This window comes from Streptomyces sp. NPDC058257, from assembly GCF_042881845.1.
Lineage (GTDB): Bacteria > Actinomycetota > Actinomycetes > Streptomycetales > Streptomycetaceae > Streptomyces.
The window spans coordinates 89,753-105,293 of record NZ_JBHVXJ010000014.1 but is presented as its reverse complement, the minus strand read 5'-3'; the positions used below and the strand labels follow the sequence as shown (position 1 = coordinate 105,293).

Below are 15,541 nucleotides of genomic sequence, written 5' to 3'. Positions count from 1 at the left end.
CATCGCGGAACCGTCGTAGCCTCGAAGACATGGACAACCGCAGCGAGGTCCGCGAGTTCCTCACCAGCCGCCGCGCCAAGATCACACCCCAGCAGGCAGGGCTGCCCGCCGCAGGCCACCGCCGGGTCAAAGGGCTGCGCCGCGAGGAAGTCGCGATGCTCGCCGGCGTCAGCGCCGAGTACTACGCCCGCATGGAACGCGGCAACCTCTCCGGCGCCTCCGAAGCCGTCCTGGACTCCCTCGCCAAGGCGCTGCAGCTCGACGAATCCGAGCGCGCCCACCTCCTGGACCTCGCCCGCACCGCCAGCACCACCCGCAAGCCCGCAAGCCGCCGCGGCCCGCAGCCGATCCGCCCCGCCCTGCAGCAGCTGCTCGACGCGATGACCGAGGCACCCGCCTTCATCCGCAACGGCCGCCTCGACATCCTGGCGACCAACCGCCTCGGCGAAGCCCTGTACTGGCCTGTCTTCCAGGATCCCGCGCGGCCGGTCAACCTCGCCCGCTACCAGTTCCTCAACCCCGGCGCCGGCGAGTACATGACCGAACTCGACTACCAAAAAGCCGCCTCGGCGGCTCTCTTGCGCACCGAGGCCGGCAAGGACCCCTACAACCGTGAACTCAGCGACCTGATCGGTGAACTCTCCACCCGCAGCGAGGACTTCCGCACCCTGTGGGCCGCACACGACGTGCGCCTGCACCGCACCGGCCTCAAACGCTTCCACTACCCTGTCGTCGGCGACCTCACTCTCGCCTTCGAGGGACTGCCCATCCCGAACGATCCCGGCCTCACGCTCACCGCACTGAGCGCCGAGCCCGGCACCGCATCCCACGACGGCCTCCGCCTTCTGGCCAGCTGGGCCGCCACCCACGAACAGAGCGAGCAGCCGAACACCGAACTCGCCGGCGACCAACACAGCACACACAAGCCCTGAGCGGACCTCCGATACTTCCTCGGCTCCTCGGTGACGACCTCGACGCGGAGGTTCCCGGCTCTACGGCGACTTCGCGTTGACATCCAACTCAGTCGCCCCAGATCAGCGCGGCGCGTTGCGCACGACTAAGTTCCCTACGTTGTTCTACGGGACCGGGCGAGCCCTTCGTATGGTTGGCCCGCCCAGGGGTGTCGGGTGTGGCTAGCTGACTTCTGCCGTTTGTGGCTTACAGCGATTGGCCGCCCGGCGCCCCACGACGACTCGGCCCGTACGACATGCCAGCGGCGAAGGCGGCCTGCGGCGCGAACACGTCGATGCGCTGCTAGCGCTCGACGACCACGAAAGGCTGCGAAGCCTCGGGGCCGAGCACTCAGATCGCGCGTGGGAAAGCACGAGGGACGAGGATCGCCATTCACGCGCCCGTGCGGCTGCCCTCCTTTCGCGTATCGGCGACGAGGCCGCGGCTCGTTGAGCGGAAGAGGCCGCTGAGCTCCACACGCCCTACCACCCCAAGCACAACCCGGACGGCCTCGGCCTGGAGGACTGCCCGGTCTGCGGCTACGCCGCGTTCAGCGCCGACTGTGGCGACGAGCTCGGCATGGGAGTGGGAGTGGGAGTGGGAGTGGGAGTGGGAGTGGGAGTGGGCGAATGCCTCGTCTGCCACTACCAACGCACGCCCGCCACCGCAGCCGAGGAGGCTCAGAAGATGTCCTGCGAAGTGCGCTGGGACAACGTTCGTGTCCTTCGACAGTCAACCTGGTCGTCGGCGACGCGGTGACCTGCGGCGACTAACTTGGGTGACAAAGACCCAATTAGTGAGCCGCTTTTGCATGAGGGTGCGATTGCTGAGGATCGATCGGTATTCGACTCGGTCGTGTCTGTGAGGTGCATGGGCGGCGGTGGGGGCCTGTGGTGCCTAGTGTGGTGGGGTGGACAGGCAGCGTGAGGTCAGAGACTTTTTGGTGTCGCGGCGCGGCCGGGTGTCGCCGAGGCAGGTGGGGTTGCCTGCGCTGGGAGCCCATCGCAGGGTTCCGGGGTTGCGTAGGGAGGAGGTCGCTCTGCTGGCCGGCGTGAGCGTCGACTACTACGTGCGCCTGGAGCGCGGTCACTTGGCGGGAGCGTCGGATTCCGTGCTGGATGCAGTGGCCGACGCACTGCAACTCGATACAGCGGAGCGGTCCCACCTCTTTGATCTAGCTCGCGCGAGCCGAGGCAGGGGGCTGGAGGCGAGGGAACAGGGCGTGCCGGAGGGGGTCCAGCGGGTGCTGGACGCGCTGACGGCGGTGCCGGGGTTCGTGTGGAACCGGCGGTTGGACCTGGTGGCGGCGAATCATCTCGGCTACGCCCTGTACGCACCGCTCTTTGTGGAGGCGTCGTCGGGGCCGGTGAACATCGTGCGGTTCAAGTTCCTCGATCCGGCGGCGCGGTCGTTCTTCTGCGGCTGGGAGACATCGATTCAAAACACGGTCGCGCTGCTACGGATGGGGGCTGGGATGATGCCTGACGACCAGGGTATGAAGGACTTGGTCCAAGAGCTGTCGGCGGCCAGTGAGCCGTTCGCGCGGTGCTGGCGCGATCACGACGTGCGGCTGCACTGGAGCGGGGTGAAGGAATACGAACATCCGGCGGTGGGGCGCCTGACCCTGCCGTTCGAGACGCTGACGTTGCCGGGCCGGCCGGATCTGATGCTGTCGGTTCTCACGCCGGACGCGGGCAGTGCGTCGGCGGAGGGCGTACGGCAGTTGGCTGACTGGGCGGATACGCAGGCGGATCTCTACGCGCGTGTGGACGCCATCTGAATCGGGCGGGTCCACGTTCTGTGAGGGGCGGGTCAGGGGCGGGATGCGTCCTGGTGGGTTTCGTCCGGGCTGGTTGCGGCCCAGGAGGCGAGCAGCTGTAGCGCGTCGTGGTCGGGTGTGCCTGGTTCGGCGCTGTAGGCGGTCAGTGTGAGGCCGGGGTGGGCGGGCAGTTCCATGGCGTCGAAGTCGAGGGTGATCGCGCCGATGGCCGGGTGGCGGAAGGGCTTGCGGCCGGTGTGGTGCAGGCGCACGTTGTGTTTGGCCCAGGCCGCACGGAACTCGTCGCTGCGGGTGACGAGCTCGCCGATCAGCCCGGTCAGTTCGGCATCGTCGGGGGCCCGGCCTGCTTCGGTGCGCAGCAGGGAGACGGTGGTGTTGACGGAGGCGTTCCAGTCGGGGAAGAAGTCGCGGCTGGTGGGGTCGAGGAACTGGAAGCGGGCGATGTTGACCGGGCGGGCCGAGCCGAAGAACACGGGGGCATAGAGGGCCCGCCCGAGCGGGTTGACGGCGAGGATGTCGAGGCGGCCGTTGCGGATGAAGGCCGGGGCATCGGTCATGGAGTCCAGAACGCGGGTGAGGCTGGCCGAGACGGACGTCTTGGCCTTGCGGGCGGCGTGGCGCGGCGGGCGGTGACGCTGGGCGGCGGCCAGATCGTGCAGGTGGGCGCGTTCGGCCTCGTCGAGCTGGAGGGCCCGGCTGAGGGCGTCGAGGACCTCCTCCGAGGCGCCGGCGAGCTGGCCGCGCTCCAGGCGGGCGTAGTAGTCGATGCTGACACCGGCGAGCATGGCGACTTCCTCGCGGCGCAGCCCGGGCACTCTGCGGTTCGCGCCGCCGAAGGCCGGCAGACCGGCCTGCTGCGGGGTGATCTTCGCGCGGCGGCTGGCGAGGAACTCTCGGATCTCGTGGGCGGTGTCCATGCCGTCCAGGCTAGGCCGGGTGGAACAGCCCTGGGGGTCCTGTCGGTACCTGTAACAGCAGTACCTTCCGCACGGCTGTGAGCTGCGGTTTCCTTGATGGTGGCAGCAGATGCGGTCCGCGTCCGCGAGGCGGGAAGAGCCTTCCTCCAGATGCCTGCCGGCCTCTTCTGGCCGACAGTGAGCACGCCGCGTCCTCATGTTCACACCTTCGCAGGGAGCCGCCCCATGGCACAGCAGTCCGCACCTCAGGAACTGGCCGGTATCGCGCCGAAACTGGTCGAGGTCACCAACGAAGTCCTCTTTCAGGACGTGTGGGAGCGCCCCGGGCTTGCCCCGCGGGACCGCAGCCTGGTCACGGTCAGCGTGCTGGCCGCGCTGTACCGCAGTGAGCAGCTGCCGTATCACCTGGGCGTGGCGCTGGACAACGGACTCACGGTGGAGGAGCTGTCCGAAGCGATCACGCACCTGGCCTTCTACGCCGGATGGCCCAACGCCATGACCGCGATCACCCAGCTGAAGAAGATCGCGGACGAGCGTTCCGCCTGATCACCGGCGCACACAGCGCAACCACGCCCCGCACGATCAGCGGGGCCGATCGAATCAAAGGAAAGAACGAGATGGCTGTCAACGAATTTGACCAGGTGTTCCCCCTGGGGGAGAAGAACGACGCCTTCGCGCAGTACTTCATCGGCCAGAGCTACCTGGCTCCGCTCGCCTCGGGGAGCGTTCCCGTCAGCAACGTCTCCTTTGAGCCGGGCTGTCGCAACAACTGGCACATCCACCACGGCACGGCCGGCGGCGGTGACCAGATTCTGATGTGCACGGCGGGCAGCGGCTGGTACCAGGCCGAGGGCGAGGATCCCGTCAGCATGGAGCCGGGAGCAGTGGTCCGCGTTCCGGCGGGCACGAAACACTGGCACGGCGCGAAGGCCGACTCGTGGTTCTCCCACGTCGCGTTCATCACGCCGGGCGAGGACGTCAGCAACGAGTGGCTCGAGCCGGTCACCGATGAGGTGTACGGCGAGCTGCCGAAGAACGGAGCGAACGCATGACGATCCTGGAGGAGACCTACACCCTGTCCAACGGCGTCGAGATTCCCAAGCTGGGGCTCGGCACCTGGTTCATCGACGACGACAAGGCGGCCGACGCGGTCCGCGCAGCCGTGGAGATCGGCTACCGCAACATCGACACCGCCCAGGCGTACGGCAACGAGCGCGGCGTCGGCGAGGGGGTGCGGACCTCGGAGGTGCCCCGCGATGAGCTGTTCGTCTCGACCAAGCTCGCGGCGGAGATCAAGGACTACGACCAGGCGGTGGCCGCGATCGACGGCTCTCTTGCACAGCTTGGCCTGGACCGCATCGACCTGATGCTGATCCACAGCCCGCAGCCGTGGGACGACTTCCGCGGCGGCGACTACGCCCAGGGCAACCGCGAGGCATGGCGTGCCCTGGAGGACGCTCACCAGGCCGGCAAGATCCGCTCCATCGGGGTCTCCAACTTCCAGCAGAACGACCTGGAGAACATCCTGCGGGGTGCGAGCGTCGTCCCGCACGTCAACCAGCTCCTCGTCCACGCAGGCAACACCCCCTCCGAGCTCCTGGAGTACTGCGAGAGCAAGCAGATCCTCGTCGAGGCGTACTCGCCGATCGCCCACGGTGCGATCCTGGACAACTCCGAGGTCCAGGCGATGGCGGAGAAGTACGGCGTGTCCGTCCCTCAGCTGTGCATCCGCTACACCCTGCAGCTGGGCACCGTGTCGCTGCCCAAGACGGCGAACCCCGAGCACATGCGGTCCAACGCCCAGGTCGATTTCCAGATCTCCGACCAGGACATGGACGCCCTGCGGGGCCTGCGCGACGTGGACTACGGCGAGCACAGCGCCTTCCCCATCTACAGCGGCAAGTGACGCCAGGCGAGCGCCGGCGCGGGGCGGCTCTGGCGCACCGAGCCGACGCATCCGTGCCGACGGACGTCGACGCCGAGGTGGCGTTCACTGGCGCGTCGGCCTGCCCGCTCGCAGAGTGATCTCTCATGGCGCACGTCGCCAGGCTCGTCGGGGCGAGCGCGGCGGAGGCGGTAGGGCCTGGCTGGAGCCGGTCACCGACGAGCAGTACAGGCGGCCCTAGCCGCCGGCCCCGGACACCGGCCCCCTCTGCCGCGACGTCCCGGCCCCGCCCCCTTGCAGGGGGCCGGCACGTCGAGCAGCCCACCCCGTTCGGGCACGAGTATGTCGGCATCGTCGAGGAAGTCGGCGACGGGGTGAAAAACATCAAGCCGGGTCAGTTCGTCGTCGGATCCTTCTTCGCCTCCGACAACACCTGCCCGAACTGCCACAACGGTTACCAGACCAACTGCCCGCACCGCGAGTTCGTCGGCGCAGGCGGCTGCCAGGCCGAGAAGGTCCGCATTCCGCTGGCCGCTGAGGAAGTGTCGACCCCGCAGAGTGTGCGCGCAGGGCCGGACAGAGCATCCAGGTTCTCTTCCGGTATTACGCCAAGCTCCTGGCCGAAGCGCGTAACCACGCGAACAAGCTGATTGGCGAGTCGATGCGGCGGTGGGACGAGCCGGAGCGCGGTGCGTAGGGCGGGCCCGGGTAGGACCTTGGCCCGGAAATGCCCCGGAACAGCTGGTCAGAGGTGGGAGGGGGGTGGGAGATATCGGGATTAGCTTCGTATTCTGACGCGTGACTTCGATGCGCGGAAGGAAGGGCGCCTTAAGGGGAAACCCCCTGGTCAGGCGCCCTTCCTCCGGCGGCTAGAAGAAGCCCAGCTTCTTCGGCGAGTACGACACCAGAAGGTTCTTCGTCTGCTGGTAGTGCTCCAGCATCATCTTGTGTGTCTCGCGTCCGATCCCGGACTGCTTATAGCCGCCGAAGGCCGCGTGTGCGGGATACGCGTGGTAGCAGTTCGTCCAGACTCGGCCCGCCTGGATCGCCCGGCCCGCTCGGTATGCGGTGTTCATGTCGCGTGTCCACACTCCCGCGCCCAGGCCGTACAGCGTGTCGTTGGCCGTCTTGATGGCGTCGTCGAAGTCGCTGAACGACGCGACCGAGACGACCGGGCCGAAGATCTCCTCCTGGAAGATCCGCATGCGGTTGTCGCCCTCGAAGATCGTCGGCTGGACGTAGTAGCCACCGGCCAACTCTCCGTCGTACGTGATGCGCTGGCCGCCCGTCAGGACCTTGGCGCCCTCCTGCTGGCCGATGTCCAGGTAGGAGAGGATCTTCTCCAGCTGGTCGTTGGAGGCCTGGGCGCCGATCATCGTGTCGGTGTCCAGCGGGTGGCCCGGCACGATCTGCTCCGTGCGGGCGACCGCGGCCTCCATGAACTCGCCGTAGTGACCTCGCTGGACGAGGGCACGCGACGGGCAGGTACAGACCTCGCCGTTGTTCAGGGCGAACATGGTGAAGCCCTCGAGTGCCTTGTCACGGAAGTCGTCGTTGGCGGCCCACACGTCGTCGAAGAAGATGTTCGGCGACTTCCCGCCCAGCTCCAGCGTCACCGGCTTGATGTTCTCCGAGGCGTACTGCATGATCAGCCGCCCCGTCGTGGTCTCACCGGTGAAGGCGACTTTCGCGACACGCGGACTGGAGGCCAGCGGCTTGCCGGCTTCGACGCCGAAGCCGTTGAGGATGTTGACGACACCCGGCGGCAGCAGGTCGGCCACCAGGCTCATCCAGTAGTGGATGGAGGCCGGGGTCTGCTCGGCGGGCTTGAGGACGACCGCGTTGCCCGCCGCCAGAGCCGGCGCGAGCTTCCATGTCGCCATCAGGATGGGGAAGTTCCACGGGATGATCTGGGCGACGACGCCGAGCGGCTCGTGGAAGTGGTACGCGATGGTGTCCTCGTCCACCTCGCTTAGCGACCCCTCCTGCGCGCGAAGAACACCCGCGAAGTAGCGGAAGTGGTCGATGGCGAGCGGGATGTCGGCGGCCAGTGTCTCGCGGACCGGCTTACCGTTCTCCCAGCTCTCGGCCACCGCGAGCTGTTCGAGATTCGCCTCCATGCGGTCGGCGATCTTCCGCAGGACATCCGCGCGCTCGGTCGGGGAGGCGCGGCCCCAGGCGGGCGCGGCGGCGTGCGCCGCGTCCAGGGCCCGCTCCACGTCCTCGGCTGTACCGCGGGCGATCTCGGTGAAGGGCTGCCCGTTGATCGGGCTCGGGTTCTCGAAGTACTGGCCGCGGGCGGGCGGGACGTACTCGCCGCCGATGAAGTGGTCGTAGCGGGCCTGGTAGGAGACAACCGCACCGTCGGTGCCGGGCGCTGCGTAACGGGTCATCTTGCTGGCCTCCCGGGGAAGGCTGCCCGCCGTTGGGCAGCTCTCGCCCGGAGCGTAGGAGCGCGTACGTTGCAGGTACGTTGCGGAAGCTGACCGGCGGGATCAGTTCTCCTGTCCCGCATCTGTCAACTCCGCGTTCAATTCGCGGAGGCGCTCCAGCACCGGTGGGATCGTCCGTACCTGCGCAAGGGCACGCCACACCGCCAGGTCGTCCTCGCCCCACGGGGTGTGCACCCAGTCGGTCAGGAGGTCGGGGTCGCGGCGTGCGATGAGTGCCGCCCGTAGCTGATCGGCGAGCCTGCGCCGCAGCCGCGCCACGGCGGGTGCCTGCGAAGCGGGCAGGAGCGGACCCGCGTACGCGGCGGCGGCCGCGGTGACCGCCCCCGAACCGAGCCGTCGCTCGACGGCGTCGACATCCGAATCGACCGGCGCCGCTAGCCGGTACGGGCGCGATCTCAGCAGCTCCGGCCCGAGCAGCCGCCGAAGCCGGGCCAGTTCGGCCCGCAGGGTCACGGGTGTCACCGACTCGTCCTCGTACAGCGCGCACAGCAGTTCGTCGCCGGTCAGACCCTCCGGGTGCCGAGCCAGCAGGAAGATGATCTCGCTGTGCCTGCGGCTCAGCCGAATCTTGCGGCCACCTGTCAGCAACAGCGCCTCATCACGGCCGAGCGCGGTGAGCCCCATGATGTCCCTGGTCGCCACCGGCGGCGCCAGCAGCGCCAGGTGGGACTCCGCCGCCCGAGCGACCGCCTGCACGAAGGCGAGGCTGTGCGGATGCGCGAGACGGTCACCTCCGGTGATGTCCACCGCCCCGAGCAGCCGCCCGGTCCGCGGATCGTGCACCGGAGCCGCTGCGCACGTCCATGGCTGGACGCGCCGGATGAAGTGCTCGGCGGCGAACACCTGCACAGGCCGATCCACCGCCACCGCCGTACCCGGAGCGTTCGTCCCCATCGCGGACTCCGCCCACCGCGCGCCCGGCACGAAGTTCATCCGCCCCGCCTTCTGCCGGGTCGCGGAGTGACCCTCGACCCAGAGCAGCCTGCCGTGCGCGTCGCACACCGCGAGAAGATGCTCACCGTCCATCGCGAACGTGCCCATCAGCTCCCGGAACAGCGGCATCACCCCGGCCAGCGGATGCTCGGCCCGGTACGAACCGAGGTCCCCGTCGGTGAGCTCCACCGCCGCGCCGGTGTCCTCCGGGCTGACTCTGGCCCTGGCCGAACGCCGCCACGAGTCGGCTACTACGGAACGCACCGGCCGCGCGACCGTCCCCGCCTGGGTGAACCTCTCGTGCGCGCGCTGCAGCATCCGCATCCGCTCGGCAGGATCGGCACCCGCCTCCAGGGCCACCCATGGTTCGGTCAATTCGGCCTCCCGGGACGGCGATGCGGTGCTGCCATCGTCGCCCCCGTGAGCATGCCCCGACAAGCACCCCGACAGGCTCCCCGACAAGCTCCCCAGCATCAGCCGGGCGGCATCAGGCAGAGTTGACCAGTCGGATGTAGCGCGTCCAGTCCCAGTGCGGTCCCGGATCGGTGTGGTCGGTACCGGGCACTTCGACGTGCCCGATGATGTGCTTGCGGTCCTTGGGGATGCCATACGTATCGCAGATGGCCGAGGTCAGCTGCGCCGACTGCTCGTACATCGCGTCGGTGAAGTACTCGGGCTGATCCACCCATCCTTCGTGCTCGATGCCGATGCTGCGGGTGTTGTAGTCCCAGTTGCCCGCGTGCCATCCGACGTTGCGTTCACGGACGCACTGGGCGATGTGACCGTCCTTGGAACGCACCACGTAGTGGGACGACACCTTCTTTGCCGAGTTCTGGAAGATGGCGAGAGTGTCGGCGTAGGTCTCCTGGGTGACGTGGACGATCACGTAGTCGACGGGGTAGGTGCTGGGGCGGTTGGCGACCGTGTAGTTGGACGTGCTTGCCGGAACCCACTGGGCGAGCGGGTAGTCGACCGCCTGAGGTCGGGCCGTGGCGCGGGTGGTGGGGAGGAGCGCGGCAGGGATGGCGGCCAAGGCTGCTCCTTGCAACAGCCTGCGCCTGCTGGGGAAACGTCTCGCTCGATCCATGGCTGGTCTACCTCTCGGTGGGGGAACAGCTGGAGTTCTCAATGGGGCGGTAGCGTGGCCGCCCCTCGCGGTCGCGCGTGCAGTCCCCTGTGAGTTTCGCGCGCGGGCAGCCACTCCTTGCGGAGCTTGGCCGCGCATGTGTAGTTGGTGTCGCAGACATTGGCGAGCGGCGACTCGACGGTCGGCGTCACGAACTGGTAGGCGTCGAGCTGGCTGAAGCCGTGGTCGCGTACCAGCCATTGCACGAGGTCGAGTTGGGATATTCGGAAGGATGTCGCCGCATTGCGCGTCGGGCACGAGCGCCGTGCGCACCTCCAGATTGGCCGACGCGACGCCGACCGTCCCGTGCGTCGGGTCCATCGGCAGCGCGATCTCGAAGTCGCTGTCACGCGGGCTGCTCCGCTCTGTGGGGAAACGGGGTTGGTCGCGTTGCCGGGGCGTGGTCGTGGTCGACGTCGTGGGCGTCGAGGTTGTCGTGTTCTTCGGGATCGTCTTTGTCGTCGATATGGACGCGCGCCGCCTTGGTATGTGCCCGGGGCGGCGCCGCAGGGAGCGCCGTGGGTGCCACGACGCCAACCGGGTCGGGTTCACGTGGATCGGGGGAGCGTCTCGCGTGAATTACGTTACGGCGCTGGCTGGTTGAGGCGGAAGAGCGCGATCGAAATCTGTGTACGGCACCGTGATTGTGGATAACTCGGCCACCCTCGAGAGGGAGCCGGGGCTGGGCTCGCGGCCTGGTCCCGGGCGAGATGAGCGCGATGAACGAGCCGTGGTCAGCCCAGTGCAACCGCCCCCACAGCGGCCTGTTCCTCCGCACGGGCGCGGGCGGTCGCCGCCTTCGACGTCTCTCCGAGCTGATCGGCCAGCCGGGCACGGGCCCGCCAGTTGTAAGGGCAGATGGGACGCAGATTGATGCGTTCGCTGAGCAAGGTGCGGGCGAGGTCGTGCCGGCCGGAGCGGATGGCTGCCTCCACCAGCGTGCGCTGGATGGCGTCGCGCTGCGCGTGGCTACCGCCGAAGGAGCCGAGGCGGTAGCGGATCGGGGCGAGCAACCCGACCACCCGTCCGTACTGCCGCTGCCGGTACGCGATGAGGGCGCGGCACACCGGGATCCCGATCTCGAGTGTCATCGCGTGGTTCGACACGACGGGATCGGTCCGGGTGAGCCATTGCTCACGGTCCTTCACCAGCCGTTCGGCATCGGAGAGCCGCCCGGCCCCCGCGTACGCCATCACCGCATGGACGTCGTTGAAGGCGTAGTAGGCGCCGTCCTCGCGCCCGGCCCATGCCTGGGCGAGTGCCGCCCAGCGGGGCTCGGCGTCGATGTCGGCAAGGAGCAGCCGCCACAACAGAGCGGAGGCGTCCAGGAGTTCCATGGCGACTGCCTGCGACGCCTCGTTGTGCAGTGTGCTGTCGTAGACGCCGAGCACTCGTTCGATGCTCCCGGCCTCCAGCGCGTACAGGGCGTAGTGCCACGCGTTGTGCACGGAGAGGTAGTTACCGTCGGCCCAGTCCTCGGTCCGCGCGTCCAGGTAGCGGATCCCGTCGCCGAACAGCCCCCGCATCTCATACGTGTGGACGACCGCATGGATCCCCCACACGTCCCGCGGATGGAGTTCTACCGCCCGAAGTCCGATCTCTTCTGCGTGGCCGTAGTGTCCTGCCTCTTCGAGTCCGAAGGCGTACATCCCCAGCAGTGGGCCGAAGTGTGGGTCGTCGCTGTCCCACGCGCAGAGCGCGCCACCGATTCGGTCGCGCAGCCGCTGGGCGTCACCGGTGAAGAAATCGATCTGGTGACCGACGGCCAGGGCGAGGGCGTCGCGGGGGAACTCGGTGCTGATCTCGCCGAGGATCTCACCGGCCCGAAGCATGTCCCCGTCCAGCCACGCCTCGGCAGCCGCCGTGTGCATCTTCTCGCGAGGCGAGAGCCCGGCAAGACCACCCGCGCCTCGGATGGCGCGGAAGGACCGCCGGGCCTCGGCGGCATCCTTCTCCTCGGTGCCGAGAAGCCCGAGATAGGCGCCGAAGACGTGCGCGATGGCGGAATCCGGGGACGCCGCCGCCATCGCCCGCGCCTCGTCGGCGACTTCACCACGGAAGAACAACAGCGCGTCGAGCGCCCGCTCGTAGTGGCGCGCGGCTTCGTCGCTGGCGCCACTCAGGACGTGGGCATGCCGGTCCATTCCCATCGCTTTCGCCTCTCCCGTCGGTTCCGTCCAGTCTCGCGATTCTGCCCGCGCGGTACGAGGACGACGCCCGGTTCACCGGAACGACATATTGCCGCGATACGGGTTGCTGCCGATCTTGGACAGCAGACCCGTCACGGTCGCCTCGTCCGCGTGTTGCAGCCGATGACCGAGGTCAGCAGAGTGACCGCCGATACCAGCAGCAGTGCCGTGCTGCTTCCCTCGGCCACCGCGAGGCGTGCGAACACCGCCGCACCCAACGCACCGCCGACCATGTCGAGGCTGCTCAGCCAGGACATCGTCTCGGTGACGCGGCCGTCAGGGGCGAGGTCGCCGCCGGTCGTGCGCAGCGTCGCGAAGGTGCAGCCGATCACAAGGCCGGCCAGCGGGCGCCGCAAGCCCGGGTAGCGGTGTTCCACCGCGGATGAGCACGGCATCCAACTCGCCACTCCGTAGTGCGTCGATACGCCGCTCACGGGCGTCCTGGACCAACCGGACCCGAAGCCCCGGAACCCGTTCCGCCAGCGCAGCGGGCCACAAGGAGTAGCGCCACAAGGAGTAGCGCCACAAGGAGTAGCGCCGCGAGGAAGCGGGCCACAAGGAGGCAGCCGCACAGCTACGTAGTGCCATGGCGGAACCGTCGACGCTATGCCACCGCACCCGCCGGATCATCCAGCACCGCCCGCACGACCGAGTGTGCGGCCCCCAGCAGGGGGCCATCGGAACCCAGTTCGGAGACAGCGACGTCGCACGTCGTGCCCGCCGTGCGGTGCCCCAACTCGGCCTCCAGCGGCGGCAGCAGCCACGGGGCGAGCCGCGACAGGGCGCCGCCGAGCACCACCGAGCGCGGATCCAGCAGATTAACCGCACCGGTGAGCGCGATGCCCAGTGCGGTACCAGCACCGTGCAGCGCGCTTCGTACGTCTTCGTCGCCCTGCGCGGCGCGCTCCGCAAGCAGCCCGACGCGATCCGCGTCCGGATCAAGGCCGGCTGCGCGCAACACCGCCTCCTCGCCCGCGTACTGCTCCAGGCAGCCACGTCCGCCGCACGGACACGCCGGACCGTCCGGCCACACCGGCACATGCCCCAGCTCGCCAGCGAAGCCACGCGTCCCGCGCAGCAGCCGCCCGTCGACGACCAGGGCGGCACCGATGCCGATCTCCGCCGATACGTGGAGGAAGTCCTGCGGCACCCCGTCGCCGAGCCACAGCTCGGCCAGTGCGCCGAAGTTGGCCTCGTTGTCCACCGTCAGGGGCAGTCTGCCCGGCAGCAGAGCGCCGAGGTCGACGTCGTGCCAGTCGAGGTTGGGGGCGCGGACGATCAGCCCTGTACCGCGGGCGACGAGGCCCGGGACGGCGACAGCCAGTCCCGCCGGACGCAGCCCTGTCAGCCGGGCCTCGCTGCTCACCTGCCGCACCAGGGCGATGAGTTCGGCCAGGACGGGTTCGGGGTCGCGCCCCCGGTTGTCGCCCTGCCGCACGGCACGCGCGCGTACCTCTCCGCGCAGGTCGACGGCGCACACCGAGAGATGGTCGACGCCCACCTCGGCGCCTATCCCGGCCGGACCGCTTCCGCTGACCGCGAGTGCGGATCCGGGACGCCCCACCTTGGCCGGGCGCTCTGGGCCCAGCTCGTCCAGGAGCCCGGAGCGGATCAACTCGTCCACCAGGGTGGAGACGGCGGCCCGCGTGAGACCGATCCGGGTGGCCACGGCGGCACGGGACAACGGCCCGTGCGCCGCGACGGCGTGCATGACGCGCGAGAGGTTGCGACGGCGCATCCCCTGCTGGGTATCGGGCAGCGGTGTTCCGGACGTGCCCCGGCGCGCGTCATGCGGTGGTGCGGTCATGCCCCCGTCAGTCCCTGTTCTTCCGTCCTCATGGCCGTGCTTCCTCGCGGCCCGTGGCACCGAGCAGCGGCGCCGCGTCGGAGACTACCCCGGCGATCCGGGCGAGCGCCGACTCGTCGCGCCCTACAGGGGGCAGTACAGGCCCCTCAGCCGTACCCCAGCGCCGCGCGACAGCCGCCGGATCCTCGCCCGTGAGGAGGCCCGCGGCTTGTGCGGCGGCGCCGAGCGCGACCAGTTCCTTTGCCTCGGGCACCTGAACGGCTCGTCCGGACAGACGCCGCACGGTGTCCTGCCAGGCCGTGCCCCGTGCCCCGCCGCCGATGAGCAGGAGCGGAGCCGAACGGTCCGCGTTCGCGTCCAGGACCAGGTCGAGGGCGCCGAGCAACGAGTGCACGGCCCCGTCATAGGCCGCCTGCAGCACCTGCCCCGGAGTCGTGTCGTGCTGCAGGCCGTGCAGCAGCCCCGAGGCGTGCGGAAGGTCAGGGGTACGCTCGCCGTCCAGATAGGGCAGCAGGGTGACGGCGCCTCCCGCCTCCACCGCCTCACGATCGAGGCTGAGGAGCGCGGCCACCCGGTCCACGGCCTGGGTGCAGTTGAGCGTGCAGGCCAGCGGCAGCCAGTCGCCGCGCGCGTCGGCGAACCCGGCCACTGTCCCCGTCGGGTCCGCGGGGCGCCTGCCGGAGACCGCGTATACGGTGCCCGACGTTCCCAGGCTCAGCACCGGGGTGCCGGGGAGCAGACCGAGCCCGAGTGCGGCCGCCGCGTTGTCGCCGGTGCCGGGTGCGACCAGCGTGCCCTTGGAGAAGGGCAGCTCACCGCTTCCGCGCACGGTGCCGGCGACCTCGCCGGGGCGGACCACGCGCGGCAGCAGATCGGGGTCAAGGCCCACCAATCCCAGGATCTCTTCGTCGTACGCCTCCGTCCCCGACGCCCACCACCCCGTGCCGGAGGCATCGCCCCGGTCGGTCGTGCCGCATCCCGTGAGGCGTTCGGTGAGGTAGTCGTGGGGGAGTCGCACGGCCGCGGTGGCACGGGCCGCCGCGGGCTCGTGCTCGCTGAGCCAGGCCCACTTGGTCACCGTGAAGGAGGGCCCCGGCACACTGCCGACGCGCTCCGACCACGCCTTCGGGCCCCCCAGGCGTTCCACCAACGAGCGGGCCTGCTCGGCCGAGCGCACGTCGTTCCACAGCAGCGCGGGTCGCACCGGCCTGGACCGCGCATCCAGCGTGACGAGCCCGTGCTGCTGACCGCCGACCGATACCGCGGCGGCCTCGCGTGCCGCGTCGCCGCACTGGTCGAGCGCCGAGCACAGGGCGTTCCACCACTCCTCGGGATCGCTCTCGCGGGCGGTGCCCGAGCTGACGCTGTGCGGCGCCTGACCGCTTGCCACCACCCTGCCCGTGGCGGCGTCGACGACCAGGACCTTGGTGGACTGCGTGGAGCTGTCCACGCCGACGACGAGGGGTCCGTCGGCTGCTGGCGCTGATGACATCGGGGGTC

At 69.4% G+C, this 15,541-nt stretch carries 14 protein-coding genes and 1 pseudogene; 6 read left to right on the top strand and 9 right to left on the bottom strand.

Translation table 11 applies throughout. The annotated features are described in order from the left end of the window. Window positions 1-29: 29 nt before the first annotated feature. Window positions 30-932 carry a helix-turn-helix transcriptional regulator gene (locus ACFVXC_RS29110; protein WP_389910878.1) on the top strand — a complete coding sequence of 301 codons (903 nt, stop codon included), beginning with the start codon at window positions 30-32 and terminating at the stop codon, window positions 930-932. Window positions 933-1,861: 929 nt separating this feature from the next. After that, window positions 1,862-2,731 (top strand): helix-turn-helix domain-containing protein, encoded by an 870-nt coding sequence (locus ACFVXC_RS29105; protein ID WP_389910875.1) that lies wholly within the window; start codon window positions 1,862-1,864, stop codon window positions 2,729-2,731. Window positions 2,732-2,763: 32 nt separating this feature from the next. Here ACFVXC_RS29105 and ACFVXC_RS29100 read toward each other — a convergent pair whose 3' ends face one another. Beyond that, window positions 2,764-3,648, bottom strand: coding sequence for a helix-turn-helix transcriptional regulator (locus ACFVXC_RS29100; protein ID WP_389910872.1), 885 nt, complete (start codon window positions 3,646-3,648; stop codon window positions 2,764-2,766). 225 nt (window positions 3,649-3,873) lie between these two features. Between ACFVXC_RS29100 and ACFVXC_RS29095 the strand changes: the two genes are divergently transcribed. The 4 genes and pseudogenes from ACFVXC_RS29095 to ACFVXC_RS29080 all read left to right on the top strand — a co-directional run. Continuing rightward, window positions 3,874-4,194 (top strand): carboxymuconolactone decarboxylase family protein, encoded by a 321-nt coding sequence (locus tag ACFVXC_RS29095; RefSeq protein ID WP_389910869.1) that lies wholly within the window; start codon window positions 3,874-3,876, stop codon window positions 4,192-4,194. Window positions 4,195-4,265: 71 nt separating this feature from the next. Continuing rightward, window positions 4,266-4,700, top strand: a complete 435-nt coding sequence (locus tag ACFVXC_RS29090) for a cupin domain-containing protein (RefSeq protein WP_389910866.1) — start codon at window positions 4,266-4,268, stop codon at window positions 4,698-4,700. Then, window positions 4,697-5,554: an aldo/keto reductase gene (locus tag ACFVXC_RS29085; RefSeq protein WP_389910863.1), complete on the top strand. Its 858-nt coding sequence runs from the start codon at window positions 4,697-4,699 to the stop codon at window positions 5,552-5,554. Before ACFVXC_RS29090 ends, ACFVXC_RS29085 begins: the two co-directional genes overlap by 4 nt. Before the next feature lie 284 nt (window positions 5,555-5,838). Then, window positions 5,839-6,087 (top strand): annotated as a pseudogene (locus tag ACFVXC_RS29080) (alcohol dehydrogenase catalytic domain-containing protein); the annotation flags it as partial. A gap of 315 nt (window positions 6,088-6,402) precedes the next feature. Here the strand turns inward: ACFVXC_RS29080 and ACFVXC_RS29075 are convergent. The 8 genes from ACFVXC_RS29075 to xylB form a co-directional block, all read right to left on the bottom strand. Continuing rightward, window positions 6,403-7,926: an aldehyde dehydrogenase family protein gene (locus tag ACFVXC_RS29075; RefSeq protein WP_389910862.1), complete on the bottom strand. Its 1,524-nt coding sequence runs from the start codon at window positions 7,924-7,926 to the stop codon at window positions 6,403-6,405. Between the two features lie 102 nt (window positions 7,927-8,028). Then, entirely contained in the window at window positions 8,029-9,294 is a 1,266-nt protein-coding gene (locus ACFVXC_RS29070; protein ID WP_389910860.1) for a GAF domain-containing protein, read from the bottom strand. A 112-nt stretch (window positions 9,295-9,406) separates the two neighbouring features. Next, the gene (locus tag ACFVXC_RS29065; RefSeq protein WP_389910857.1) at window positions 9,407-10,006 is read right to left on the bottom strand and encodes an N-acetylmuramoyl-L-alanine amidase; all 600 of its coding nucleotides are present in this window, start codon (window positions 10,004-10,006) and stop codon (window positions 9,407-9,409) included. A gap of 38 nt (window positions 10,007-10,044) precedes the next feature. After that, on the bottom strand, window positions 10,045-10,251 hold the full coding sequence (locus ACFVXC_RS29060; RefSeq protein ID WP_389910854.1) for a hypothetical protein: 207 nt from the start codon (window positions 10,249-10,251) through the stop codon (window positions 10,045-10,047). A gap of 528 nt (window positions 10,252-10,779) precedes the next feature. Next, window positions 10,780-12,195 carry a tetratricopeptide repeat protein gene (locus tag ACFVXC_RS29055; protein ID WP_389910851.1) on the bottom strand — a complete coding sequence of 472 codons (1,416 nt, stop codon included), beginning with the start codon at window positions 12,193-12,195 and terminating at the stop codon, window positions 10,780-10,782. A 131-nt stretch (window positions 12,196-12,326) separates the two neighbouring features. Next, window positions 12,327-12,668, bottom strand: coding sequence for a hypothetical protein (locus ACFVXC_RS29050; RefSeq protein WP_389910849.1), 342 nt, complete (start codon window positions 12,666-12,668; stop codon window positions 12,327-12,329). 170 nt (window positions 12,669-12,838) lie between these two features. After that, window positions 12,839-14,041, bottom strand: coding sequence for an ROK family protein (locus tag ACFVXC_RS29045; RefSeq protein ID WP_389910846.1), 1,203 nt, complete (start codon window positions 14,039-14,041; stop codon window positions 12,839-12,841). A 28-nt stretch (window positions 14,042-14,069) separates the two neighbouring features. Further along, window positions 14,070-15,533, bottom strand: coding sequence for a xylulokinase (xylB, locus tag ACFVXC_RS29040; RefSeq protein WP_389910843.1), 1,464 nt, complete (start codon window positions 15,531-15,533; stop codon window positions 14,070-14,072). Between the last annotated feature and the right edge of the window lie 8 nt (window positions 15,534-15,541).

Excerpts from the sequence above, each read along its gene's own strand:
- ACFVXC_RS29110 (WP_389910878.1), top strand. The coding sequence starts at position 30 with ATGGACAACCGCAGCGAGGTCCGCGAGTTCCTCACCAGCCGCCGCGCC.
- ACFVXC_RS29065 (WP_389910857.1), bottom strand. The coding sequence starts at position 10,006 with ATGGATCGAGCGAGACGTTTCCCCAGCAGGCGCAGGCTGTTGCAAGGA.
- ACFVXC_RS29045 (WP_389910846.1), bottom strand. The coding sequence starts at position 14,041 with ATGACCGCACCACCGCATGACGCGCGCCGGGGCACGTCCGGAACACCG.
- ACFVXC_RS29090 (WP_389910866.1), top strand. The coding sequence starts at position 4,266 with ATGGCTGTCAACGAATTTGACCAGGTGTTCCCCCTGGGGGAGAAGAAC.
- ACFVXC_RS29055 (WP_389910851.1), bottom strand. The coding sequence starts at position 12,195 with ATGGGAATGGACCGGCATGCCCACGTCCTGAGTGGCGCCAGCGACGAA.
- ACFVXC_RS29100 (WP_389910872.1), bottom strand. The coding sequence starts at position 3,648 with ATGGACACCGCCCACGAGATCCGAGAGTTCCTCGCCAGCCGCCGCGCG.
- ACFVXC_RS29085 (WP_389910863.1), top strand. The coding sequence starts at position 4,697 with ATGACGATCCTGGAGGAGACCTACACCCTGTCCAACGGCGTCGAGATT.
- ACFVXC_RS29095 (WP_389910869.1), top strand. The coding sequence starts at position 3,874 with ATGGCACAGCAGTCCGCACCTCAGGAACTGGCCGGTATCGCGCCGAAA.
- ACFVXC_RS29075 (WP_389910862.1), bottom strand. The coding sequence starts at position 7,926 with ATGACCCGTTACGCAGCGCCCGGCACCGACGGTGCGGTTGTCTCCTAC.
- xylB (WP_389910843.1), bottom strand. The coding sequence starts at position 15,533 with ATGTCATCAGCGCCAGCAGCCGACGGACCCCTCGTCGTCGGCGTGGAC.